The sequence below is a fragment of the Corynebacterium macclintockiae genome (assembly GCF_027570165.1).
GTDB classification, from domain to species: Bacteria; Actinomycetota; Actinomycetes; order Mycobacteriales; family Mycobacteriaceae; genus Corynebacterium; species Corynebacterium macclintockiae.
Genome location: NZ_JAKMUV010000007.1, coordinates 51372 through 74524 on the forward strand (window position 1 = coordinate 51372; position 23153 = coordinate 74524).

The following is a 23153-nucleotide window of genomic DNA, read 5'->3' on the forward strand; positions in this document are numbered from 1 at the left end:
TTGTCGTTGCTTTGTGACGCAACGTCTCAACCTCTTTTAAAGGGTGCGGGCCTCTTTTACACAAGAAGCTAGCGAAAGCTTAAGCCATCTTGTTGAAGCGAGCGGCCATACCGGACTTCTTGTTCGCCGCGTTGTTGCGGTGAATGGTGCCCTTGGTGACGGCCTTGTCGTAGAAGCGGGAAGCGACGCGCAGCTGAGCCTCTGCGGCTTCCTTGTCGCCAGCCTCAACCGCAGCGTTGAACTTGCGGGTCTCGGTGCGCAGACGGGAGCGGATAGCCTGGTTGCGCTTGCGGGCGATCTCGTTGGTCAGAACGCGCTTCTTCTGCTGCTTGATGTTTGCCATGGTGGCGTGCCTCTTTTCCTAAAAGTCTTCGAAAAAAAATTTTGACGTTCATTGGAAGCACAAAGCTTCGCTGTGTCCACGTGATCTCTTACACCCCACCCAAGGTCCTGTGGAACGCGACGTGGCCTGCAGTGCTTACGTATTGCGGGGCGTACTTTTTACGAGCGCAACACGGGCACTGTGAACTCGAGAAATGTTAGCAGCACAGGTCGGGAAACGACAAAACGCGGGGAGCTTAGCTCCAGCCGTAGACCTGGCGGAGTTCGTTGGCCACCCGTTCAAAGCGACGGGCTGGCAGCGGGATGCCGCGGCGCTGAATGTGGGACTCCGGAACCTGCAGCACCTTATCCATACGCACCCAGCTATCCAGATCCGCGCCGGTACTCCACGGGCCAGTGCCGACGGGGATCCAGTTGATCTTATCGGCGTATTCTTCCCGGGAGGAGATCAGTAGCGTTAGCAGCCGGTGGTGGTTGCGACCCACCACGAGGACCGCGCGTTGCTCGGGAACCATGCCCTTCTTGGGGCGAATGTTCGCCCACACGACCTCTCCAGCATCTGCCTGCCCGTCCATATCCGGGATGTAAGTGACGGCACGGGCAAGATCCCGGCTGGGGGTCTTAATAGTTTCCTCCCGCGACTCCGTCGCAGCAGCGTGCTTCGCCCCCATGCCCAGATGTGCGTTGAGTTCCGCGATGCCGCGCTTCAGCGCTTGTTTGCGCGTGAAATGACGCAGGTAAAAATGCTGGAAGAATCCCCGAATAGCCCCAAAGAGATTGGTGGATTTGCCACGTGGGGGCGTCACTTCCACATCACTAACTTCGGAACCAGCCATAGCTGACAGATTACCTGAACGAGGCACACACAGGAATGCAGTTTCGCAGCCAAACCCCGTCTGCTACTTCCGGGCCGATACATAGTAGGGTTACGCGTAAGCGAAAGAGGAGGGCACATGGCAGCCAAGCAGAAGAATTACGCCACAGAGACGTTCACGGACCCGGAGAGGATCCGTAACTTCTGCATCATTGCCCACATTGACCACGGCAAATCCACCCTGGCGGACCGCATCCTGCAGATGTCCGGCGTAGTCGAAGACCGCGACATGCGCGACCAATACCTGGACAACATGGATATTGAGCGCGAGCGTGGCATCACCATTAAGGCGCAGAACGTGCGCCTTCCATGGGTGCCGAAGACGGGCCCACACGCGGGTGAAGAACTCGTGATGCACCTGATCGATACGCCGGGCCACGTCGACTTTACCTATGAGGTCTCCCGCGCCCTGGAGGCATGTGAGGGCTGCATCCTGCTGGTCGACGCAGCGCAGGGCATCGAGGCCCAGACGCTGGCGAACCTCTACCTGGCGATGGAAAACGACCTGGAAATCATCCCGGTGCTGAACAAGATCGACCTGCCGGCAGCAGACCCGGAGAAGTACTCGCTGGAGCTCGCCCACATTATTGGTTGCGAGCCAGAGGACGTGCTGCGCGTATCCGGCAAGACGGGCGAGGGTGTGCCCGAGCTGCTGGATAAGGTCTGCGAACTTGTGCCCGCTCCCGTGGGGGACGCTGATGCCCCGGCTCGCGCCATGATCTTCGACAGCGTCTATGACATCTACCGCGGCGTGGTGACCTACGTGCGCATGATGGACGGCAAGCTGGAATCCCGCCAGAAGATCCAGATGATGAGTACCGGCGCGACCCACGAAACCCTGGAAATCGGCGTGGTCTCCCCAGAACCGACGAAGACCAAGGGCCTGGGTGTGGGCGAGGTTGGCTACATCATCACCGGTGTGAAGGACGTTCGCCAGTCCAAGGTGGGCGATACGATCACCTGGGCGACCAACGGAGCCGAGGTGCCTTTGAAGGGCTACCAGGAGCCGACCCCGATGGTGTACTCCGGCCTGTTCCCAATCAGCGCCGACCAGTACCCCGACCTGCGCGAAGCAATCGAGAAGCTGCAGCTTAACGATGCTTCCCTGACTTTCGAACCGGAGACTTCGGTGGCCCTGGGCTTCGGCTTCCGCTGTGGGTTCCTGGGGCTGCTGCACATGGAGATCACCCGCACCCGCCTGGAGCGCGAGTTCGGCCTGGACCTGATCTCCACCGCGCCTTCCGTGGTCTACCGTGTGGTCAAGGAGGACGGCAAGGAAGTCTACGTCCGCAACCCCTCGGACTGGCCGGGCGGCAAGATGCGTGAGGTCTACGAGCCGATCGTGAAGATGACCGTGATCGTGCCGGCGGAGTTCCTGGGTTCGACTATGGAGCTGTGCCAGTCCAAGCGTGGCCAGATGGGCGGCATGGACTACCTGTCCGAGGACCGCGTGGAGCTGCGCTACACCATGCCGCTGGGCGAGATCATCTTCGACTTCTTCGACCAGTTAAAGTCTCGCACCAAGGGCTATGCTTCGCTGAACTACGAGGAAGCTGGTGAGCAGCTGGCCGACCTGGTGAAGGTCGACATCCTGCTGCAGGGCGACCCGGTGGATGCGTTCAGCGCGATCGTGCACCGCGAAAACGCCCACTGGTACGGCAACAAGATGACGGTGAAGCTCAAGGAGCTTATCCCGCGCCAGCAGTTCGAGGTGCCGGTGCAGGCGGCGATCGGTTCCAAGATCATTGCCCGCGAGAACATCCGCGCCCTGCGCAAGGACGTTCTTTCCAAGTGCTACGGCGGCGACGTCTCGCGTAAGCGCAAGCTGCTCGAAAAGCAGAAGGAAGGCAAGAAGCGCATGAAGGCCATCGGTTCGGTTTCTGTTCCGCAGGAAGCCTTTGTCGCTGCCCTGTCTACTGACGCCGACTAGGTTTATTGACGCCGACTAGTTTCCACCGAGCGCCCGTACCGACGCGGCCAGGCGGTTGATTTCGCTTAAGGAGAGCTCCTCGTCCGCGTGGGCGTTGCAGTAATCCAGCAGGGTATACCCGGTGAGCTGCAGCTGGTTGTGCTTGGCCCACACGCGGCGCGCGTACGAAGAGTTGTTGTTGATCATCTTCATCATGTGCTTGCGCTCGCTGAGCAGCTCAAACTGCAGGTCGCGGCGCGCGTAGAGGGCATCGTCGGGGTGGGTAGTCAGCAATGCGCCCAGCAGGGAGCCCATGGCGGCTTTACAGTGGCCGACCAGGCGGCGGTGATAGTGGGCGTCCGACGTAGTGCGCCAGAACCACAAGAAAATAAACGCGCAGATCATCGCAATACACACCTCGGACAGGCGATCGATGGTGACATCGCTGAGCGGGCGAGCGAGCGAGTTACCCATCATCAGCGCCATGGGGGTGGTGAAGATGACGGTGAACGCATAGTTCTTGACGATGAAGAACTCGGCGGCGAATTGGCAGGCAGCAAGTAAGAACAGCAGGGGGAGGCCGCTGATCTGGAAAGCATGGGCGATGGCGAACAAGCCGATGCCCAGCACGGAGCCCAAGAGTCGGTGGACGCCGCGGATGGTGCCGGGCATTTTCTCTGGCCCCCACTGCAGGATCAACAGAGCGGTAATCACACCCCAGTCGGGACGATCCAGACCCAGCCAGATGGTGAGGGCGCAGGAGGTCAGGCTGGCGAGCACTACTTTTTCCATGCTGAGTTCCGCATGGCTGTGGATGTTCAGAGAGCGGCCGAAACGGTACTTGACCGACGGCTTGTGGTGTGGGATGGCAGTACGGGTGGGGTCGACCATGCCGTTGGAGTCGGAGAAATCCTCGTCCGTGTCGACGTAACCGGCCTCGGCGCTGAGCGCCATGAGCCGCTTGCGGGCCTGCTGCACCTGCGCAACCAGGTCGCGCTGAGCTTCGCGGACAACCTTGCCACCAGAGACGATCCCTGCTCCCATGAGAGCGGACCAGGCCTCAAACAAAGAGGTGCGGGCGAGGTAGTAGTGGCCGGGCGAAGGATCGGCCTCGAAGTCCGCAACCGCGTTGTTGAGGGTGCGGATCGCCTGCTGCTCTGGGCCCCGCGGGTTGAGCAGGGCGGGGAACATGCCGACGATGACGGCGACGAACGCGCCGAACAGAGCCCAGCCACCGATGGCTAGCGGGTTGAGGCCGTTGCGGGCGATCATCGTGGCGCCGCCGGAGACCATGACGATGAAGAAGCCGCCCGGTGGCGGCAGACGCAGAGCGTTCTGGGCATAGGTGAATACGCCCGACAGGAAGGTGCAATAGGCACCGGCGATCAGCAGCCACCAGTGCGAACCCCCGGAATCCATGTGCGCCCACATCATCTTTCCCAGCCATGCTGCGATGGTGGGGCAGATGGCCAGAAGTGCGGCGGAGAAGACCATGACCTTCAGACGGGTTCGGTATGGAAGGTTGCCGCCGTAAATAACAGCGAACGCGCCTCCGGCGACTAGCAGCATTGCATCGGTGTGGCCTAAAGACCACGCGATTGTGCCCGGGATCAGCAAAGACAGTGCGGCCCGCACGCCAGCTGCCCAGCCTTTGGCCTTGGAGTTGAAGGTAGTGAAGAGTTCCCAGGCGCTAGGGCGCTGGGGGATGGGGAACTCGGCGGGGCGCTTTACGGGACTGGGCTGGCTCACTGCGGCTGTAGGCCTCCTCGAAGGATCGCTCAATGGAACTAAAAGGATCGGGTTGGACAGTCATAGTCTAACCGCAGAGAATCGAACGTCCCGCTGTGGGTTGTCCGGGCCCTACCTACACTAAGAGTCATGAACTACAAAGAGCCGCAGGGTTATGGCGAGCAGGGCAAGAAGGATTACTTGGCTGGCTGGATGCCGGACGAGGATCCCACCGACGGGCACGTCGTGCGTTCCACAGATGAGCAAGAAGTGGAAACCCGCCGCATCCGGTTGGCCAGGTACCGCCCGAATACCGCTAAAAAGCTCGCGGCGTGGCTTGCACTGATCTTGGGTGGCATGATGCTTGTCGGGATTCCTTCGGGGGCTGTGGAAGGTACCTCGGGAGGTCTAAAAATCCTCCTCGCAGTCCTGTATTTCCTCGTCTTCGCAGGCCCAGCGTTGTATTGGATATATGCGAACAAACGCGATACGAAGTCGGTTCGGCAATGGGCCGCCACGGAAGCTGATTACCGGGAGGTGTGGGAATCCTTCGACCCGGCAACAAAGTCCGTGTTCGCTCGACCTGCTCCGTCCGAAGAGCTGCCGTTGCTGCCGAAGCGCCCCTGGCTGTGGATCTGGATCGCGGAGTTTGCGTTGATCGCTACCGCCGGCGCGCTGACCCCGGCCTAGCGTTCGCCTGAAACGTGCATCGCCGGTGTCTGGGTGAGGGCCGACTAGCCGTTGTATAGAGCCAGTACCTGCGGCATCGCGCGCTGGAGATAACCGGCGTTGGGGAATCCGACGCTTACACCTACAGAGCGGTCGCTTTGATCGATGCAGTCCATGTCGGTGTTAGCGGAGCCGATGGTGCACTTCAGGTCGTAAGATTCGTTGTTTGCCGGACTGGTGACGCTAATAGAGGCGCGAGGTATTGGCGTTGCATCCGGACTCAAGGCAAAAGGTTCGAACTTAGCCTTCAATGCAGTCTGGTAGATCGCTTGTGCGAACTCGCACGATGTGGCTTCGTATGCCCTGAGCTTGGCGCCTTCAGCAGTGTTTCCGCAAGGACCTCCGACTTTGCTGGGGGTTTTCCCTGCGCTCCTGCGGGGCTCGGAACTCGAGTCATCGCCCGGTGAGGGCTCGGCGGCCTGGTCGCTCGCTCCCGGGACTGTGGGGTTGGGGCCGGACTTCTTCGAGTCGTCCTTCTTAGAGCCTTCACCCTTGGCTGCGGAATCTTGCCGCGCAGAGCTGTTGGCGGAGCTTTCGGAGTCGGCGGCATCGTTGGAATCTTCAGAACCGCAGGCACTTAAGCCCAGCGCGGCGATGGTGAGCAGGGCAAGGGCAGACGTGCGCTTCATGAAAACGTCCTTAAGTAAAGAAAAGAGTTGTATAAAGAAGAAGCCTAGCGCTTCCGCTAATCGTTCACAGTGAGAACGACCTTTCCCAGTGCGTGCCCCGACTCCACCTCATCGTAGCCTTCGGCGGCTGCGCTGAAGGATAGCTCCCTGCCGATGACCGGGCGCATCGCGCCCTCCTCGACCAGCCGGGCGAGTTCTGCGAAGCGCTCCTGGGTGCGGACTCGAGTAATGCCGCTGCCGCCCAGGCGGGTGGCCAGCTGTTTGTCTGCGGCGCTGCGGATGGCGCCCTCTGGTGCAAGATGCGCCAGCCCCTCCAAGACCTCGCCGCCGACCAGATCCAGAATGCCGTCTACCGGTGGGACGGTGACATGGGAACCGGTCTTGCCCAGTTCCGCGGTATCCATAAAGCGCGCCCCCAGGCGCTCCACGAGCATCTTCTTGCGGGCGCTGGCGATGCCGATGACCTCAATGTTGTAATGCCGCGCCAACTGCAGAGCATGCGTGCCCACTCCGCCGCCCGCGCCGATCACCAGCAGGCGGGCGCCCTCATCCGGCCAGGTTTCCAGGTCGTGCAGTTCCGCCAAAGCGTCGTAGGCGGTCCCGGCGGCCGCGGGCAGGCAGGCCGCATCCGTGGCCTCCACACCGCTGGGGATAGTTGCGGTCGAGGTGGCGTCCAAAAGCACGAAAGAATCGCTGGCAGCACCAGTGCCAGAGAAAGCCGACCCGAAGACATGATCGCCTGGCGAAAACCCGGTGGAAGGATCGGCTTCGACGACGATCCCGGCGGCCTCGCGACCCATGGCCATGGGGAACTCGACGGGGAAAGCGCCCTGGCGCTGGCCGTTGCGCACCTTGATGTCGCCGGGGTTCAGGCTGATCGCGGTGGGGCGGATCAGCACGCTGCCGGGCTGCCACTGGAGGTCGGGGACATCAAGGAAGCGGGTGACCTCGGGACCGCCAAAAGATTCAAAGCCGAAGATACGCATGAGCCCCATGGTAGGGGCTCGGGGCGCTAGTTTTTGGCGAAGCGGCGCGCGAGGAAGGCGAACAGTGCGCCGGAGATGTTGTGCCAGACGGCGGCGACCGCGCCGGGGATGGCGGCCTCCGGGGCCCAGTACTTGCCCGACATTCCAGATGCCAGGCCGGCGGACTGCGTGGCGACCTCGATGGCGGTGGTGCGGCACACTGCAGGGGACTCGCCGGTCGCACGGGCGGCGAAGTAACCCAGGACGTAGCCGATGGTGTTGTGGATGATCACAGCAATCAGCACCGTGACGCCGATGTTCATCAGAGTCTCCGACGACTTAGCCACGGCGGGGAAGACCACGCCACCGATGGCGACGATCGACAGCCACGGCAGGATCGGAAGCAGGGCCTGGACGATGCGGTCGAAGATCACGCGGATGACCAAGCCGCCGATGACGGGCAGCAGCACGGTCTGCACCAGGATCCACGCCATGGACTTGCCATCCACGGGGGTTTCCTCGCCCGCCAGCAACAGCATGATCACCGGGGTGACCTGCGGGGAGAGGATGGTGGACACGGAGGTCATGGTCACAGACAGGGCAACAACGCCGCGGGCTAGGTAAGAAACCACGTTGGAGGTCGTGCCACCCGGCACCGAACCGAGCATCAGCAGGCCGATAGCCAGCATGGGGTTCAGCCCCAGCAGCTTGGCCACGGCCACAGCACCCAGCGGCATGATGACGAACTGCGCCAGCACGCCGATGAAGATCGGCAGGGGGCGCTTGATGACCAGTGCGAAGTCGGGCAGCGTCAGCCCCATGCACAGCATGATGATCGCAATCATCGTGGAGATGTGTGCCGCCAACGGTGTGAACGTTTCGGTAGTGACTAGCGCCAGGCCGGCGCCGATCAGGATAAATGCGGGGGAGGGGAAGCGTTAGAGTAGGGCTGGTACCCGCACACAAGGAGTGAAAATGAGCCATCCCCGCACCTGGTTCACCAGCGACCTTCATCTAGGCCACCCCTTCGTTGCTGAGCTGCGCGGATACGATCGCGGGGATACCGATGTCGAACGCCACGATGCGGCCATCCTTGGCAACCTCACCGCGGCTCTCAGCCCCGGCGATACCTTGTGGGTGCTGGGGGATATTTCTTCCGGTTGGGGTCCGCAGGAGGAAAGGGCGCTATCACTGCTGCACGATACGTTGTTGGATCTAGACGTGACGGCGCATTTGATTGCCGGAAATCACGACACCTGTCATCCGCTGCACGCCAATAGCGCGACTCGCCAGCGCAGGTTCCTGGAGGTCTTCGATTCCGTTCAGCCGTACCAGTGCATTGTCCCGTGGGATCCGGACGGCGATGGGGTGGCGGACAATGAGGATCTAGCGAAGAAGGCCGATAGTGAAGTTACCTGGCTGTGCCACTTTCCGCGCCCCGGGCAAGACCATGAGGGCATGGAGTCGCGCTATGACAACCTGCGCTTGGACGTGCCCTTTGTGATTCACGGCCACCTGCACTCCGCGGAACCCGTCACGGGTCCCGGCCAGGTTGATGTGGGCGTGGATGCCTGGGGTATGCACCCGGCGCCCTACGAAGAGGTCATGGAGTTGCTCTACCGCTAGGCCGCGCTACGCGCGTTGGGCGAGAACACACGTTGCTATTTATGTATATTTATTCTGTGTTTTCTTAACTAGATCTTTTTCTAGTTGACGCCCACTTGTCAGCTCACGACAGAGTCAACCAACGGGACTAGAGGTTATGACGTTCAACTTTTCCCAGTACACCTACCGGCCGCGGCATGCGGCCAGGGATTCTCGCCACTCCATAGCCAAGGGTTTCGCTACGGCCGCAATGACTGCTGCAGTGGGCGTTGCCGGCCTGGCTGTTCCGGCCAACGCAGCCCCGGCTGCTCCAGGCCCCGCCGGATCGGTGCCTCCGCTGCCGCAGGTTCAGCTTCCGCAGCTCCCGCCGCCACCGAAGTTGCCGCCCGTGCCGCAGGCCGTGGAGGATGCTCTGAACAAACTGGGCATGTCCGCCAACCAGATCCCAGGATCCTCTGCGCCGAACCGCCCTGTGCCGAATCGACCGGCACCGAATCGCCCCGCACCGAACCCTGGCTACAAGGTGCGCACGATCCACAACGTGCCCGCCCGCACTTCCCTGGCCGTGGTGACCAACAACGGCATCGCCAAGACCCCGAACGCGGATGAGGCGCGCCCAGGGTTGTCCATTGTGAAGCTGTACATGGCCGATTACGTGCTGCGCTACGGCGACCGAAGCAACTCTGACCGCTACCTGGCCGAGCGCATGATTCGCTTCTCGGACGATGGCGCTGCTTCGAAGATCAACCGGAAGTACCCGCGGGCAATCAGCACTATTGCCCGCGAATACGGACTGCGAAATACTCGTGCGGCTGCCCACTGGGGCAACTCCTGCACCTCGGCCACGGATACTGCGCGCTTCCTGCACCAGCTGCGCATCCGGCACCCGCGCTCTGCAGTTCTGCACTGGATGCGCACTGCAGCTCCCGTGGCAGCCGATGGAACCCGCCAGGACTGGGGTACCGTCCACCTTCCGGGTGTCAACGGCACCAAGTGGGGCTGGTCGGACTCCGGTCCGCAGACTTTAGCCTCGGCTTCTTTCGGTAACGGCTACACAGTCGCATCGTTTTCTTGGGGCGGTCGCGGGGTTCAGAACGCAGATACTCGCGCAGCAGCAGGTTACCTGCGTTAGCATGTTCCTCGGAGTCTAGAGGTGCGTGCAGGTTGGCCTGGGCGTGTTACCCTCAGGCCAACCGATATTGGCTCTTGTTATGGAAAGTTTTAGATAGATGGCACCACAGGACAACAATCCCTTTGGCGGAGGAGGAAACGGCAGCTCTGACCCGTTCTCCTCCTCGAATGGTGGCAGCAACGGCACCGGCGCTGGATCTGCGGACAATACCCCGGAGCCGCCACAGTACCGTCGTCAGGACGACCAAAGTACCCAAGTATTCGGTTCCTCTGGAACCAATAATGCAGCAGGCGCTCAGAGTGCTGGCCAATATGGTTCGCCCTATGGAGCCCCGCAAGGTGCCGCTAACGCTGCGCCGGGTGGCGCACCTTACCCCGGTAACCAGGGGTTTAACCCCTCCCAGGGTGGATATGGCCAGCAGGGGTACGGCCAGCAGGGGTACGGCCAGCAGGGGTACGGTCAACCCGGCCAGCCCGGCCAGCCGTTTGGTCAGCCTTATGGCCAGGGCGGCCCCAACGCTCAGGACGGAAATGGCAATGTAGCCAAGATCGTCATTGGTTTGCTGGTTCTGGTTGCCCTCATTGTTGGCGGGGTACTGATCTACAACTCCATGTCCGATGACGATGAGGGTGGAGACAAGAAGCCCAGCTCCTCCGAAAGCCAGCCGACGAACACGACGGGCCAGGGAGGTAGCGACAGTTTGGGTGGATCCGGCGGTTCTGGTGACTCTGGCGGATCCGGCGGAGGTAACACGTCTCCTAGCCTGCCGTTCCCAACCGACAACTTCCCGACGATGGGAACTGACCTGTCGGACATGGAGGACTTGCTCGACGATAGCCTGAGTGACCTCAACGACCTCATGAGCAGCTTGTCTAATAGTCCCAGGGAGCCGCAGGGCACCCCGAGCTAAAGCTCAACGTCACCGGCCAATGCCACATACAAGTAGCCCCCAGGCGGACTTAAAACCTGGGGGCTTCTTGCTGACGTTTCAAGAGGAGAAATGACCGTTCGTATGTGATTCCTTTCTGTTGACCACTGGTGCCCAATGTAAATAGTCTTTCTGGGAACAAGCTGTGTACGATCTGCAAGGTCTCTACACATTGTTTGCTGGTTTGCCGGACAGCCGAAAGACCTTCTGGGGCACTGGTTGAGGAGGCTGCGTCGGAACTTGTCTGGCCGAGGCACTAGGGTAGGGCGGTAAGTCGGATCTCCCGGCTACACACGAACTAGCAAGAATTTAGGGTGTGATCCCGCCATGGAAGGCGAATCATCTACTGCCAAGGCCACGGCCAAGGCGTCAAAAGACAAAACCACCGCGGATAGCGCCGCGGACACCACCTCGGGCAAGGCTACTGCGGAAAAGGTGAAAGTTGACCCGCTCATTTTCTGGGTCTCCTTCGGCTTTATCGTTGCTTTCGTCTCTGCTGCGATCATCTTGAAGGACAAGGCCGCAAGTAGCCTGTCCACAGGTGCTAACTGGCTGCTGGAGAACTTCAACTGGCTCTACATCGGCAGCATCTCTCTGGCCTTCCTGTTCCTGATGGTGCTGTTCGTCTCGCGCTTTGGCCGGATGCGTCTGGGCGTAGAGGGCGAGGAGCCAGCTTTTAGAACCACGTCCTGGTTCGCCATGCTCTTCGCCGGTGGTTTGGGTTCAGTGCTGATGTTCTACGGTGTGGCCGAGCCGATCAACCACGTCGTCAACGTTCCGATGCAGGACGCAGAGCCGATGAGTACCGAGGCCATTGGGGAAGCCATGGGCTTCACCCTGTACCACTTCGGCCTGCACATGTGGGTCATTTTCGCACTGCCTGGCCTGGCCTTGGGTTACTTCATCTACAAGCGCCACTTGCCGCCGCGTGTGTCCAGCATCTTTGCGCCGATCCTTGGGGCGAGCATTTACTCGTGGCCCGGGAAGCTTATTGACGCCCTCGCTATCATCGGCACCGTTTTCGGCATCGCGGTGTCTGTCGGACTCGGTACGCTGCAGATCAACTCTGGCCTGGCCACGGTGTTCGGTGCACAGAACGTTGCGTGGGTGCAGATCATTATCCTGGTTGTGATCGTCACCGCGTCGTCCATTTCGGTCGCCACGGGGCTATCCAAGGGTATTAAGTGGCTATCCAACATCAACATCCTGGCGGCCACCGCCCTGATGGTTTTCATTCTTCTGACCGGCCCGACGCTGCTGCTCCTGCGCGGCACGATGGATGCAACAAGCCTGTACGCGGAATACCTGCCGAAGATCATGTTCTGGTCCGACTCCCAGCAGGTCAACCCCGGCTGGCAGGGCAAGTGGACGGTGTTTTACTGGGCATGGACAATCTGTTGGTCGCCCTTCGTTGGCATGTTCGTCGCCCGCATTTCCCGTGGCCGCACTGTCCGTGAGTTCATTGGTGGCGTTCTGCTGCTGCCGACGGCATTCACGATCCTCTGGTTCTCCGTTTTCGGTTACGCCGGACTGGACATCGAGAAGAAGGAACCGGGTGTGCTGACCAAGCCGATCGTTGAGCAGGGCGACCCGGCTACCGCGCTGTTTGCGTTCCTGGAGCACTTCCCATGGACGCTGGCTATCAGCATCCTGGCGCTGTTCGTTATTGCCATCTTCTTCGTCACCTCGATCGACTCTGCCGCATTGATCAACGACATGTTCGCCGCCGGTGTAGAGGGCAAGACCCCGCTGATGTACCGCCTGTTGTGGTGCATCATGATCGGCGCTGTCGCGGGCGCGATTCTCATCATGGCTCCGGATTCCGGAATTGATGCGCTGCAGCAAACGGTGATCATCATCGGTTTCCCATTCGTGCTGTTTAACTTCGTGATGATGTACTCGCTTATTAAGGGCATGAATGACGACTCGGCGGCTCGCCCCGAGCCGCCGAGCCGCCAGTGGGGCAAGACCGACTCCGCTGAGAAGCTGGCCGAGCACGAATCCCGCCCGGCGCCGGGCTATGACAATGAGGGCAACGAGCACGCACGCTTCGAATACGACGCGGAAGGAAACCTCGTTATCCCCGGTAACGTGCGCATTGAGGGAGACCTGGGAATCGTTGGCGACGTGGATAATGACGCAGAAATCTCGCCCACACGCCCGATGTACGACCAGGAAGGCGAGCTGATTACGGACGACCCTGCTGAGGACGAAAAGGCGGCGGAAGAAGAGGGCGTCGATAAGAAATAGGTCGGGAATAGGCCAGGAATAGCGTTAGCCACATCAGGGTCGGCAACATCGGTAGTCTGGATCAAGTACGAATAAACCTATAAAAAAGGAGTGACCATGGTTCAGCGTGTAGGTGTCATCGGTGCAGGCCTGATGGGAGCCGGTATCGCAGAGGTCGCAGCCAAGGCCGGCAGCGACGTGCTGGTATGGGAGGCCAAGCAGGAGTTCGCCGATGCGGGTAAGGCTCGCATCGAGAAGTCGCTGGAGAAGGCCGTGAGCCGCGGCAAGCTGTCCGAGGAAGACCGCGACGCAGCGCTCGGCCGACTGACCTTCACCACCAAGCTGGAAGACTTCGCTGACCGCGAGCTGGTGATGGAAGCCATCATCGAGAACGAGGACATCAAGAAGGATGTCTTCGCCAAGCTGGACGAGATCGTTGAGGATAAGAAGGCGCCACTGTGCTCCAACACGTCCTCCCTGCCGATCCAGACCATCGCCAGCGCCACCAAGAACCCGGGCCGTGTGCTGGGCCTGCACTTCTTCAACCCCGTTCCGGTTCTGCCGCTGGTGGAGGTCATCCCGGCGCTGACCTCCGACGAGGACGTCGTTGAGGTTGCACAGACCTACGCCACCGAGACCCTGGGCAAGCAGGCCATCCGTGCGAAGGACCGTTCCGGCTTTATCGTGAACTTCCTGCTGGTGCCGTACATGCTTTCCGCCATTCGCATGGTGGAAAACGGCGTGGCAACCCCGGAGGACATCGATACGGGTATGAAGTTGGGCGCCAACCACCCGATGGGCCCGCTGACTCTGGCCGACATGGTTGGCCTGGATACCTGCGCTTTCATCGCGGACGTCATGTACAAGGAGTTCGGCGACCCGAGCTACGCATGCCCGCCGCTGCTGCGCCGCATGGTCACCGCAGGCCACACCGGACGCAAGTCCGGCAAGGGCTTTTACGAGTACAATTAAAGCCACCATGCCCGCTGGGTGATTCGAGGGTCGTGACCGCGGCCCGGCCCGGTGGGCAGACCCCAACGAAAGGAAAGGTCACTACATGTCCATCGACGATCTGAAGAACAAGGCAGAGGGTGTCGCAGGTCAGGCCAAGGAGGCCGCCGGCGAGGCTACCAACAACGACGATCTGGCCAACGAGGGTCGCGCAGACCAGACCAAGTCCGACATCAAGGAAAAGGCCAACGAGCTGAAGGACAAGGCCACCGACGCTGTGAACAAGGTTCTGGGCGACGCTCAGAAGTAAAACTTTAGACAGAAAAATCCCGGCTGGAAGATTCAGCCGGGATTTTTGCTATTGCTGGGCTTGTGCTGGGGCCGGCAGCGCCGTGGCTTGGAAAGCCTTACAGTGCCTGGTCAACGACCGAAGCAGCGCGGTCGACGATCTCCAGAGCCCAGTTCAGCTGCTCCTCGGTGGTGATCAGCGGCGGGGCGAAGTGCAGGCGGTTGCCGGAAACCATCGGCCAGATGCCGGCCTTCTTCAGCTCCGCGCCGAACGCGCCCATGGCCTCGCCGCCCATTGGGGTCTTGGCCTCCTGGTCGCTGACGAACTCGACAGCCCAGAAGAAGCCCTTGCCGCGGACGTTGCCAACGCTCGGGTGGTTCTCCGCGATTTTCTGCAGCGCCGGGGCAATCACGCGCTCGCCTAGGTCGGCTACCTTCTCGAAGATCTTCTCCTCGCGGTATACCTTCTGTGCAGCCAGACCCGGGGCCGCAGCCAGCGGGTGGCCAGAGTAGGTCAGGCCGCCCGGGTAGGGCTTGTCCGCGAAGCGCTGGTACACAGCCTCGTTCATCATCACGCCGCCCAGCGGCGCCATGCCGGAGTTCACGCCCTTAGCGAAGGTCACCAGGTCCGGCTGCAGGTCCGCGCCACCGTGCTCGTAGGCGAACATCTTGCCGGTGCGGCCGAAGCCGACCATGACCTCGTCGGCGATGTAGAGCGCGCCGTGGCGGTCACAGATGTCGCGTACGCCCTGGAGGAAGCCCTCTGGCGGGACAATAATGCCGCTGGATCCCACGACGGACTCGATCAGCACTGCTGCCACGTTGTCCTCGTACACCAGAGTTTCCTCCAGCGACTGCAGTGCGCGGGCGCACTCTTCCTCCGGGGTGGTGGAGTAGAAGGCGCTGCGGTACAGGAACGGCCCCCAGAAGTGTTTCACGTCGCCGTCGGTGGTGGGGTTGCCGTGGCGGCGTGCCTCGCCGGTGGCCATAATTGCGGAGCCAGTAGCGCCGTGGTAGCTGCGGTAAGCCGTCAGGATTTTGGACTTGCCGGTGGTCAGGCGAGCCATGCGGATGGCGTGCTCGATGGCGTCTGCGCCGCCGTTGGTAAAGAAGATGTGGGAGAAGTCGCCCTGCGCCTGCTCCACGATCTCCTTGGCCAGCTCGCTACGAACATCGTTGGAGAACGCGGGGTTCTGGTTGGTGATGCGTGCGGCCTGCTGCTGAATTGCCTCCACCAGCTTCGGGTGCGCGTGGCCCAGGTTGGCGCTCACCAGCTGGCTGCCCAGATCCAGGTAGCCGTTGCCCTGGTAGTCGTAGATCCACGGGCCTTCGGCGTAGCTCAGCGGCTGCGGGTTGATCTTTTCCTGCGCCGACCAGCTGTGGAATACGTAGTTGCTGTCGTTGTCGCGTACCTGCTGCTCTGCGGTCTTTGCTTCTTCGGTGCCGACGCCAACTTTTGCGCCGTCGAAGGTAGTGAACTCGGTGATGCTAGGGGGTAACTCAGTCATTCTTCCAGGCTACTCTTGCACGTTGGCGTTAGCAGCGGAGATGCTGCCTAGGACTGCTCCTGGGTGGGTTGCTCCGCAAAGCTCTCGTCGAAGTTGTCGTACTCGTCGTAGTCTTCGTCGTCCTCGGCGACCGGTTCGCTGAATCCGAAGCGCTTCAGCCGCGCCCGGTCGGCGGCGGAGGAAGAGCTGGTCAGTTGCAAAAGCTCGTTGTAGATACCGCCGCTGGTTGCCAACTCGGCCGGGGAGCCGACCTCGCAGACGTGCCCTTTGTCCAGGGTGACGATCTTGTCGACGTCGGCGATGGTGGACAGGCGGTGGGCGATGACGATGGTGGTGCGGCCCACCATCAGTTCGTTCAGACCGGCCTGAACCACGCGCTCAGCCTTGGTATCCAGTGCGGAGGTGGCCTCGTCCAAAATCAGCACCGGCGCGTCCTTCAGCATGGCGCGGGCCACTGCGATGCGCTGCTTCTGCCCACCGGATAGGCGCAGGCCGCGCTCGCCGATGAGGGTGTCGTAGCCATCCTTGAAGTGCATGATGAAGTCGTGGGCGAAGGCGCGCTTGGCCACCGCTTCGATCTCCTCATCCGTCGCGTCGGGCTTCGCGTAGGCGATGTTTTCCCGCACGGTGCCGGAGAACAACGCGGGTTCCTGGAACACCACGCCGACTGAGCTGCGCAGCTCCGCGGCCGTCATGTCCGCCACGTCCTTTCCGCACATCTTCAGCTGCCCCTCGGTGGGGCGGTACAGGCCTAGCAGCAGGTTCACCAGGGTGGATTTGCCGCCACCGGATTCACCGACCAGTGCTATCTGGTCGCCCTTGGCCGCCTGGAAGGTGACCTGGTGGATGACGGGTTCGCCCTTGGTGTATTCGAAGCTGACGTGATCGAAGTCGATCACCGGCCCGTTCTCCGGGGCGGAAAGCTGCGGCTGCACAGCCTGATCCACGTCCTCCTGGGAGACCAGCATCGGCCCGCCCGGGCGGGCAGCCTCCAGCAGGGGAGCGGTGGCCGATGGTTCCTCCAGCTCCTCCATAGTCTTGAAGTATTCGCGGGAGCCCGCGGCGGCACGCTGGGCGGTATCCACCATCCAGCTCATCATGCCGGCCGGTTGGCGAGCCATCACCACGTACTGCAGCAGCAGCACCATGTCGCCCAGCGTGAAGTCGCCGTGCAGGGTGCGCCAGAACAACATCAGGTAGATGCCGAAGAAGATCAGGTTCATCCCGCCCATGCGCAGGACGTCCATGAAGTGCCACCAGCGGGATTGTTCGCGCGTCAGTTGGATCGTGTCGGCGAAGTGCTTCTGGAACAGACGCAGCTCACGCAGCTCGGATACGAAGGACTTCACTACCTTCACCTGGCCGATGACCTCCGCGAAACGACCCTGGGCTACGTCGATGTGCTCGTTCTTTTCCTTCTCCCACACCATCCACTTCTTGGAGGTCAGCATGGTCAGGTACAGGTACATCGGGAAGATGATCGCCAGTAGCAGCGCCAGTGGCCAGTAGTAGATGGCCGTGATCACCAAGATCATGGTGACGGTGATCAGCATGGAGAAGAAGTTGTTGGCGAAGGACTTGATGAAGTCCGTCAGCCCCAGGATGGAGCGGTCTAGCCGGGAGATGATTGTGCCCGTGACCTGCTTGTCGTAGTATCCCTGCGGCAGCGACAAAAGCTTGGCGTAGTAGCGGTTGGACAGGATCTGGCGCATTCGCATGGCCATCACGTCGCCGAACCAGCCGCCGATGTTGTGGATGAGGGTGTTGGCCAGCTCCACGGCCAGCAGGCCGACGGCGAGCCAGATGACGGTCTTTGTGGCGCCCTCGATGGCGGCGTCAGAAGCACCCCCGCCCCCGACGGTCTCCACGATCGTGTCGGTGGCCAGCTTCACCAGGTAGGGAGTGGCTAGGGCTAGTCCCGCCGTGACGATGCTGGTGATCATCACGATGATGTAGAAGGGCCACAGTTCCTTAGTGGAGCGCAGAATTCGGCTGAAGGCTTTGATCACACTGTGCCAAGTTAACCGTTCAGGTTCGTCTTAGCGAATTCCGCGATGCGATCCAGGGTCGCGTTGAGGATCTCCCGCGACGTTCCGAAGTTGATACGCACATGTCCCGCACCCTGCGTGCCGAACATGGTTCCTTCGTTGAAGGCCACGCGTGCGCCTTCCAGCAGCTTCTTACCCGGGTTTTCTTCCAGCCCCGGTACCGCGCTGAGGTCGACCCACAGCAGGAAGCTGGCCTCGGGGCGGGTGAACTTCGCGCCGGGCAGCACCTCCGGTAGTCGGCGTTCCAGCAGATCCAGGTTGCCCTGCAGGTACTCCAGTTCGTTATCTAGCCATGCTTCGCCGTTTGTGTAGGCGGCCTCGGCGGCGACCTGCCCCAGGGTGGAGGAAGACCCCGTGCGCAGCGGACTGACCTTAGCCATCACTGCGCGATCGTCCGGGTTTGTGAAGATCATCTGCGCGCAGTGCAGGCCCGCGGTATTCCAGCCCTTCGAGGTCGCCAGCACCGTCACGGTCACCCGCGCGGCTGCCTCACTGAGCGTCGCCAGGGGAGCGTGCTTGTGCGGGGCGTAGACCACTGGCGCGTGGATCTCGTCGGAGATCAGGCGGACGTTGTACTTGTCGGCCAGTTCCACCAGCTTGGCCAACTCTTCCGGGCGCCACGCGCGCCCCAAAGGGTTGTAGGGGTTGCACACGATCATCGCGCCCACACCCGCCGGGTTTTCGCTGCTAGCGAAGGCCTTTTCTAGGGCCTCGTAGTCGAAGGCCCACTCCTCTGTGTCCTCGGCGCCCTGCGGGCTCTTGTTGCCCCTCTTGGTCATTTCCACCTCGACCTTCGGGCGGTTCACTGCACTCGGCACGTCGAAGAACGGGTGGTAGCTCGGCACTGGGACGATCACGTCGGAGCCCTGCGGCGTCAATTCATCAATAGCTGCAGCAACGCCCTTAACCACATCCGGGACCAGCCGCACCCACGTCGGGTCGATCTGCCAGTCGAAGCGGCGGGATAGGAAGCCTGCCAGGGCCTTCTCCACGGAACCGTTGCGGCGCTCGTAGCCGAAGTATTCGCGATCCACGCCCGACTGGATGGCCTGCTTGACGGCGGGGCAGGTGTCGAAGTCGGTCTCGGCGACCCACAGCGGCAGCACGCCCTCGTCGTAGACGGTCCACTTCATCGTCCCGCGGGCGCGCAGGGTGTCGAGGTCGGGGACGGTCACGGTATCGTTCGGGCGGCCGGCGTTCGGGTGGCTAGCGTTCGGGAAGCTGTTGTTCTGGGGTGTGGCGTTCATAGCTTCCCACCCTAGCATTCTAGACCGAGCTGTCTAGTATGGGTGCTGCATTGCCGCTTAGTAGCGTGGGTAGAGCTCCGGGTAATCCTCGCGAATCTGCTGATAAGCATCCTCGGCCACCTCGCGGGTCACCTCGCCGCGCGCCGCCCCATCCGTGTCGAAGCGCCGCACCAAACGTCGCGAACCATAGCGCGGCCACTCCGGATCCTCCCCGCGGGCGAAGCGCGCGACGATCCCGTGAAACTCCGTCGCCAGTGGCTGTAAGCGCTCGGCCGCGGACTCGCCGCAGAAATACTTCACTGTTTTGGGCGCGACCTTAAGGGCGTCAAAAACCAAAGGCAGATCCGCGCAGTGCCAAGCTGATTGGCTTCCGTGAAACTCGTAGGCCCAGGTTGTATCGCGTTTTTCCTCCATGATCGCCACGGCCCAGCGTTTAATGGCCGAATCACCGATGGCCATTCCCACCGGGTTTTCTGACGCCCACCGCACCCGCGCCTGCAGCGCCCGTTCCGCGTACCGTGCCAAGACCTTAGCCGGTTGCCGAACCAGCGGGTTCTTGGAGCTTAAGTGCTTGTCGAGGGCGCGAGCGAAGGGCATCTGCACTAACTCCTCGCGCAGAGTGCCGACCAGCAGAGGTACGTCCCGCATCTGATTCGGCCGGAAAGGATAGGGGCCCACCGCGCAGTCCGTGCGATAGATCCGGGCAAAGCGGCGGTAGGCACGTTGTAGCTGATCCGGCGTGAGGCGGGACAGGTGCTTGGTTGTCAGAGGACCGCCGAGGAGGGCACGGGCAACATGCTCGCGGCTCGGCCAGCCTTCGCGCGGGAAACCAGGGCTGAGGATCACGGCGCGGTGTACCAAGCCCTCGGTGCGGGGATTGCATAGAGTCCATGCCGTCAGAGCACCGCCGGCGGACTGGCCCATCAGTGTGACTTGTTCTGGATCACCGCCAAAAGCGGCGATGTTGTCGCGCACCCATTGCAGTGCCACGACGATATCTTCGGCGCCGCGGTAATACTCCGGCTCTGTGTTTGGGTCTATTGAAGGATCAATGTCGGCCGGGCGCTGCTCGTCGACGAGGGGAAGGAAGCCCTCAAAGCGATACCGGTAGTTCAGCGAAACGTATACGAAACCCTCCTCGGCGAAGCGGACACCCTGGTACCAGAGCTCGTCGGCGAAGCCTTCCTCGTAGCGACCACCGTGGATGAACACGATCACTGGTGCCCCGGGACTGGTGCCGTCGGTGGGGGTAGATCCAGTTCCAGCGTTGGCTCTGGGATGGAAGTCAGACTCGATGATGGAAGGGGGTGCGTCGACCGGGCAAGTGACGGATAGGGATTGGCGGTGGGTGGTGGTGGAGGGGTCGCCGAAGAAGAATTGAAAAGGGACAGCAGGGGAAGGAGGGGCGAAGCGTTCGCCCGAGGCGTAGGGGATGGACTCGAAGCGGAGGACGGAACCGCGGAGGAAGCCACGTGTGCGCCCCTGTTTGATGGCCACATCAACGTAGTCCTTGGGCTCAGGGATAGAGTGGGGGATCATGGATTACCTCCAAAACGCTTCCGAACTGCCTTATGAACTGCCAGACTTCGCGGCAATCGACCTAGCCGAGCTGGTGCCCGCCTTCCGCACTGCACTGGTGGATCACGCCGCGCAGATCGCGGCGATCGCGAACAACCCCGAGGCTCCCACCTGGGAAAACACCGCCGAGGCGTGGGAAGAATCGGGTCAGATGCTGCAGCGCGTGCTGGCCATTGTTTTTAATTATACGGGCGCACATGCCACTGATCAGGTGCGCGAGATCGAGGCGACGATCAGCCCGGAGTTGGCCCGGCACTTCAGCGAAATCTGGCTGAACCGCACGCTGTGGCAGCGCATCTGCGCCCTGCCCGAGCAGGCGGAGGGCAGCGAGGAAGAGGCACTACTGCGCGAACTGAAGAAGAGCTTCATCCGCGGTGGTGCAGAGCTAGACGACGACCAGCGGGAGCGCCTGCGCGACATCGACGCGCAGCTGGCCGAACTGACCACCGCCTTCGGCGCGCAGTTGCAGACCGCCACCGAAGATGCGGCGGTGCTGCTGACCGACGAAGCCGAGGTAGCGGGCCTCAGCGAATCTGACAAGGAATACTTCGCCAAGGCCGCCACCGAGCGCGGGGAGGAAGGCTGGCTGATCCGCCTGGGCCTGCCCAGCATCCAGCCAGTGCTGGAATCGTTGGATAACCCGGCGGCGCGTGCGAAGGTGCACCAGGCATCGTTGAACCGCGCGGCCGATAGCAACGCGGCCACGCTGCTGCAGATCGTCCACCTGCGCGCCCAGCGCGCCGAGCTATTGGGTTTTGCCAACCACGCCGAGTTCGTCGCTGCTGCCGAGACCGCGGGAAGCCTCGCGGCCGTCGAGGAGTTGCTTAATCAGGTGACGCCCGCCGCCGTGGCGAATGCGCAGGGCGAGTTCAAACGGGCTCTGGACAAGATGGCCGTCAGTGGAGCCGAAAGCGCAGCGGACACAGCCACCGCGGAAGACGGGGAGGGGGAAAGCGCCCTCACCGGCGCAGATTGGCCGTACTGGGATGCCAAACTGCGCGCCGAGGAGCTCGACGTCGACGAGGCAGAACTCAAGAAGTACTTCCCGCTGGAACAGGTGATGGTCGACGGGGCATTCTTCGCCGCCAAGCGCCTGTACGGCATCGACGTGCGCGAACGCACCGACCTGGCCGGTTACGCGCCAGGTGTGCGGGTGTGGGAGGTCACCGAGGGCGCTGACGCTTCCGAGGGCGCCGGCGCCCCCGTCGGCATCGGCCTGCTGCTCACCGACATGTACGCCCGCCCCACCAAGCGCGGTGGCGCGTGGATGAACTCCTTCGTCGAACAGTCCAACCTGCTGGGCCAAGCTCCCGTGGTGGTCAACGTGATGAACATCGCCGAGCCCGCCGAAGGCGAACAGGCCTTGCTGAGCCTCGACGAAGTGCAGACCGTCTTTCACGAGTTCGGCCACGCCCTGCACGGCCTGCTCTCCGACGTGCGCTACCCAACGCTGTCCGGCACCAACGTTCCCCGCGACTTTGTGGAATTCCCCAGCCAGATCAACGAAAACTGGGCGCTGGAACCCGCCGTGCTGCACAACTACGCCCGCCACGTGGAGACCGGGGAGGTCATCAGTGGCGAGTTCGTCGACGCGATCCGCGCCCAAGCCAAGTGGGGCCAGGGCATGGCCACCACCGAGTTCCTGGCGGCCTGCTGGTTGGACCTGGCCTGGCACAAGCTGTCTGCCGCGGAGGCGGAGAAGCTCCTCGAGGCTGCCACCGAGGACGCTGTCGCACAGGTCGAAGCCTTCGAAGCCGAAGCTCTGGAGCGCGCCGGGGTGGACGTCAACGGTGCCCTCGCCCCGCGCTACCGCTCCACCTACTTCAACCACATCTTCGCCGGTGGCTACTCCGCCGACTACTGGAGCTACCTTTGGGCCGAGGTCCTGGATGCCGACGGTTTCCAAGCCTTCGTCGATACCGGCGCTGCGGTGGGGGAGTCCGGTACGGAATCTAATGACGCCACCCCGGTTCTCGACGACGATGATGTCCGCTTCGCGGGCGAGCGTTTCCGCCGCATTATTCTTTCGCGCGGCGCTAGCATCGACTTCGAAGACGCATTCTGGATGTTCCGCGGCCAGCAGCGCAGCGTGCAGCCGCTACTTCACCGTCGCGGGTTGAGCCAGGGGTAGGCGTCAAGAAAGAAAGGGCAAGATCAAAACAATGATGGAATGGCTGATCAACGCGCCGGTGTGGATCCAAACGCCGCTGGTGTTCCTTGCCCTATTCGTTGTTTGCACCGTGCTGGCCTTAGTATGGCAGGTAATTGCGCTGCGGATTTTCCCCGCAAGTGCGGAGGAAAAGCGCGTGCACGGCGCGCTCACGCTGCGGGAGCTATGGGCTAGCCGGAGCACAAACCCAGCAAGCGACAAGCAGGAGGACTAACAGGCGATGAAACACCACTCTAAGGTGCGCCAGGCTTTGGCTTTACTGCTGGTTCTGCTGCTGGTGGCCTGGCTGGCCA

At 61.9% G+C, this 23153-nt stretch carries 20 protein-coding genes; 10 read left to right on the forward strand and 10 right to left on the reverse strand.

Annotated features, from left to right (window positions below; genetic code table 11):
* Positions 1 to 79: 79 nt before the first annotated feature.
* Both rpsT and L8U58_RS06935 read right to left on the reverse strand, forming a co-directional pair.
* Complete coding sequence (gene rpsT, locus L8U58_RS06930; protein WP_005296442.1) at positions 80 to 343, reverse strand: 30S ribosomal protein S20; 264 nt, start codon at positions 341 to 343, stop codon at positions 80 to 82.
* 235 nt (positions 344 to 578) lie between these two features.
* Entirely contained in the window at positions 579 to 1178 is a 600-nt protein-coding gene (locus tag L8U58_RS06935; RefSeq protein ID WP_034967027.1) for a type II toxin-antitoxin system PemK/MazF family toxin, read from the reverse strand.
* Positions 1179 to 1295: 117 nt separating this feature from the next.
* Here L8U58_RS06935 and lepA point away from each other — a divergent pair, with 117 nt between their 5' ends.
* The gene (lepA, locus tag L8U58_RS06940) at positions 1296 to 3146 is read left to right on the forward strand and encodes a translation elongation factor 4 (protein WP_034967032.1); all 1851 of its coding nucleotides are present in this window, start codon (positions 1296 to 1298) and stop codon (positions 3144 to 3146) included.
* A 15-nt stretch (positions 3147 to 3161) separates the two neighbouring features.
* On the opposite strand, the gene L8U58_RS06945 is transcribed toward lepA, so the two are convergent.
* Positions 3162 to 4874: an FUSC family protein gene (locus L8U58_RS06945; RefSeq protein ID WP_269955001.1), complete on the reverse strand. Its 1713-nt coding sequence runs from the start codon at positions 4872 to 4874 to the stop codon at positions 3162 to 3164.
* Positions 4875 to 5003: 129 nt separating this feature from the next.
* On the opposite strand from L8U58_RS06945, the gene L8U58_RS06950 reads away from it, so the two are divergent.
* The gene (locus L8U58_RS06950; protein WP_035001505.1) at positions 5004 to 5543 is read left to right on the forward strand and encodes a hypothetical protein; all 540 of its coding nucleotides are present in this window, start codon (positions 5004 to 5006) and stop codon (positions 5541 to 5543) included.
* 44 nt (positions 5544 to 5587) lie between these two features.
* Here L8U58_RS06950 and L8U58_RS06955 read toward each other — a convergent pair whose 3' ends face one another.
* From L8U58_RS06955 to L8U58_RS06965, 3 genes are read right to left on the reverse strand one after another with little or no spacing between them, the layout of a single operon-like run.
* Entirely contained in the window at positions 5588 to 6211 is a 624-nt protein-coding gene (locus L8U58_RS06955; protein WP_051891446.1) for a hypothetical protein, read from the reverse strand.
* Positions 6212 to 6267: 56 nt separating this feature from the next.
* Positions 6268 to 7197, reverse strand: coding sequence for an NADP-dependent oxidoreductase (locus L8U58_RS06960; protein ID WP_269955002.1), 930 nt, complete (start codon positions 7195 to 7197; stop codon positions 6268 to 6270).
* A gap of 26 nt (positions 7198 to 7223) precedes the next feature.
* Positions 7224 to 8093, reverse strand: a complete 870-nt coding sequence (locus L8U58_RS06965) for a bile acid:sodium symporter family protein (protein WP_420839860.1) — start codon at positions 8091 to 8093, stop codon at positions 7224 to 7226.
* Between the two features lie 58 nt (positions 8094 to 8151).
* Here L8U58_RS06965 and L8U58_RS06970 point away from each other — a divergent pair, with 58 nt between their 5' ends.
* The 6 genes from L8U58_RS06970 (at position 8152) to L8U58_RS06995 (ending at position 14331) form a co-directional block, all read left to right on the forward strand.
* Positions 8152 to 8802, forward strand: coding sequence for a metallophosphoesterase (locus tag L8U58_RS06970; protein ID WP_269955003.1), 651 nt, complete (start codon positions 8152 to 8154; stop codon positions 8800 to 8802).
* Between the two features lie 136 nt (positions 8803 to 8938).
* Entirely contained in the window at positions 8939 to 9913 is a 975-nt protein-coding gene (locus tag L8U58_RS06975; protein ID WP_269955004.1) for a hypothetical protein, read from the forward strand.
* Between the two features lie 97 nt (positions 9914 to 10010).
* Positions 10011 to 10823, forward strand: coding sequence for a hypothetical protein (locus L8U58_RS06980; protein ID WP_269955005.1), 813 nt, complete (start codon positions 10011 to 10013; stop codon positions 10821 to 10823).
* A 345-nt stretch (positions 10824 to 11168) separates the two neighbouring features.
* Positions 11169 to 13091, forward strand: a complete 1923-nt coding sequence (locus L8U58_RS06985; protein ID WP_246817915.1) for a BCCT family transporter — start codon at positions 11169 to 11171, stop codon at positions 13089 to 13091.
* A gap of 96 nt (positions 13092 to 13187) precedes the next feature.
* Positions 13188 to 14042: a 3-hydroxybutyryl-CoA dehydrogenase gene (locus tag L8U58_RS06990; protein ID WP_034967058.1), complete on the forward strand. Its 855-nt coding sequence runs from the start codon at positions 13188 to 13190 to the stop codon at positions 14040 to 14042.
* A gap of 91 nt (positions 14043 to 14133) precedes the next feature.
* A complete protein-coding gene (locus L8U58_RS06995) occupies positions 14134 to 14331 on the forward strand; it encodes a CsbD family protein (protein ID WP_187401719.1) in 198 nt (65 codons plus the stop codon).
* A gap of 97 nt (positions 14332 to 14428) precedes the next feature.
* On the opposite strand, the gene L8U58_RS07000 is transcribed toward L8U58_RS06995, so the two are convergent.
* From L8U58_RS07000 to L8U58_RS07015, 4 genes are all read right to left on the reverse strand, one after another.
* Entirely contained in the window at positions 14429 to 15796 is a 1368-nt protein-coding gene (locus L8U58_RS07000) for an aspartate aminotransferase family protein (RefSeq protein ID WP_420839861.1), read from the reverse strand.
* Positions 15797 to 15864: 68 nt separating this feature from the next.
* Entirely contained in the window at positions 15865 to 17826 is a 1962-nt protein-coding gene (locus L8U58_RS07005) for an ABC transporter ATP-binding protein (protein ID WP_269955007.1), read from the reverse strand.
* Positions 17827 to 17837: 11 nt separating this feature from the next.
* Positions 17838 to 19112 carry a MalY/PatB family protein gene (locus L8U58_RS07010; protein ID WP_269955008.1) on the reverse strand — a complete coding sequence of 425 codons (1275 nt, stop codon included), beginning with the start codon at positions 19110 to 19112 and terminating at the stop codon, positions 17838 to 17840.
* A gap of 57 nt (positions 19113 to 19169) precedes the next feature.
* Positions 19170 to 20651 (reverse strand): alpha/beta fold hydrolase, encoded by a 1482-nt coding sequence (locus L8U58_RS07015; RefSeq protein WP_269955009.1) that lies wholly within the window; start codon positions 20649 to 20651, stop codon positions 19170 to 19172.
* Here L8U58_RS07015 and L8U58_RS07020 point away from each other — a divergent pair.
* Positions 20650 to 22821 carry a M3 family metallopeptidase gene (locus L8U58_RS07020; RefSeq protein ID WP_269955010.1) on the forward strand — a complete coding sequence of 724 codons (2172 nt, stop codon included), beginning with the start codon at positions 20650 to 20652 and terminating at the stop codon, positions 22819 to 22821. The two genes, L8U58_RS07015 and L8U58_RS07020, sit on opposite strands and share 2 nt — an antisense overlap.
* A gap of 31 nt (positions 22822 to 22852) precedes the next feature.
* The gene (locus tag L8U58_RS07025) at positions 22853 to 23074 is read left to right on the forward strand and encodes a hypothetical protein (RefSeq protein WP_051891465.1); all 222 of its coding nucleotides are present in this window, start codon (positions 22853 to 22855) and stop codon (positions 23072 to 23074) included.
* The last annotated feature ends 79 nt before the right edge of the window (positions 23075 to 23153 follow it).

Coding starts and splice junctions, on each gene's coding strand:
- L8U58_RS06955 (WP_051891446.1), bottom strand. CDS start 6,211: ATGAAGCGCACGTCTGCCCTTGCCCTGCTCACCATCGCCGCGCTGGGC.
- L8U58_RS07010 (WP_269955008.1), bottom strand. CDS start 19,112: ATGAACGCCACACCCCAGAACAACAGCTTCCCGAACGCTAGCCACCCG.
- L8U58_RS07025 (WP_051891465.1), top strand. CDS start 22,853: ATGATGGAATGGCTGATCAACGCGCCGGTGTGGATCCAAACGCCGCTG.
- L8U58_RS06960 (WP_269955002.1), bottom strand. CDS start 7,197: ATGCGTATCTTCGGCTTTGAATCTTTTGGCGGTCCCGAGGTCACCCGC.
- L8U58_RS07015 (WP_269955009.1), bottom strand. CDS start 20,651: ATGATCCCCCACTCTATCCCTGAGCCCAAGGACTACGTTGATGTGGCC.
- L8U58_RS06970 (WP_269955003.1), top strand. CDS start 8,152: ATGAGCCATCCCCGCACCTGGTTCACCAGCGACCTTCATCTAGGCCAC.
- L8U58_RS06990 (WP_034967058.1), top strand. CDS start 13,188: ATGGTTCAGCGTGTAGGTGTCATCGGTGCAGGCCTGATGGGAGCCGGT.
- rpsT (WP_005296442.1), bottom strand. CDS start 343: ATGGCAAACATCAAGCAGCAGAAGAAGCGCGTTCTGACCAACGAGATC.
- L8U58_RS07020 (WP_269955010.1), top strand. CDS start 20,650: ATGGATTACCTCCAAAACGCTTCCGAACTGCCTTATGAACTGCCAGAC.
- L8U58_RS06985 (WP_246817915.1), top strand. CDS start 11,169: ATGGAAGGCGAATCATCTACTGCCAAGGCCACGGCCAAGGCGTCAAAA.
- L8U58_RS06980 (WP_269955005.1), top strand. CDS start 10,011: ATGGCACCACAGGACAACAATCCCTTTGGCGGAGGAGGAAACGGCAGC.
- L8U58_RS06950 (WP_035001505.1), top strand. CDS start 5,004: ATGAACTACAAAGAGCCGCAGGGTTATGGCGAGCAGGGCAAGAAGGAT.
- lepA (WP_034967032.1), top strand. CDS start 1,296: ATGGCAGCCAAGCAGAAGAATTACGCCACAGAGACGTTCACGGACCCG.
- L8U58_RS06935 (WP_034967027.1), bottom strand. CDS start 1,178: ATGGCTGGTTCCGAAGTTAGTGATGTGGAAGTGACGCCCCCACGTGGC.
- L8U58_RS06975 (WP_269955004.1), top strand. CDS start 8,939: ATGACGTTCAACTTTTCCCAGTACACCTACCGGCCGCGGCATGCGGCC.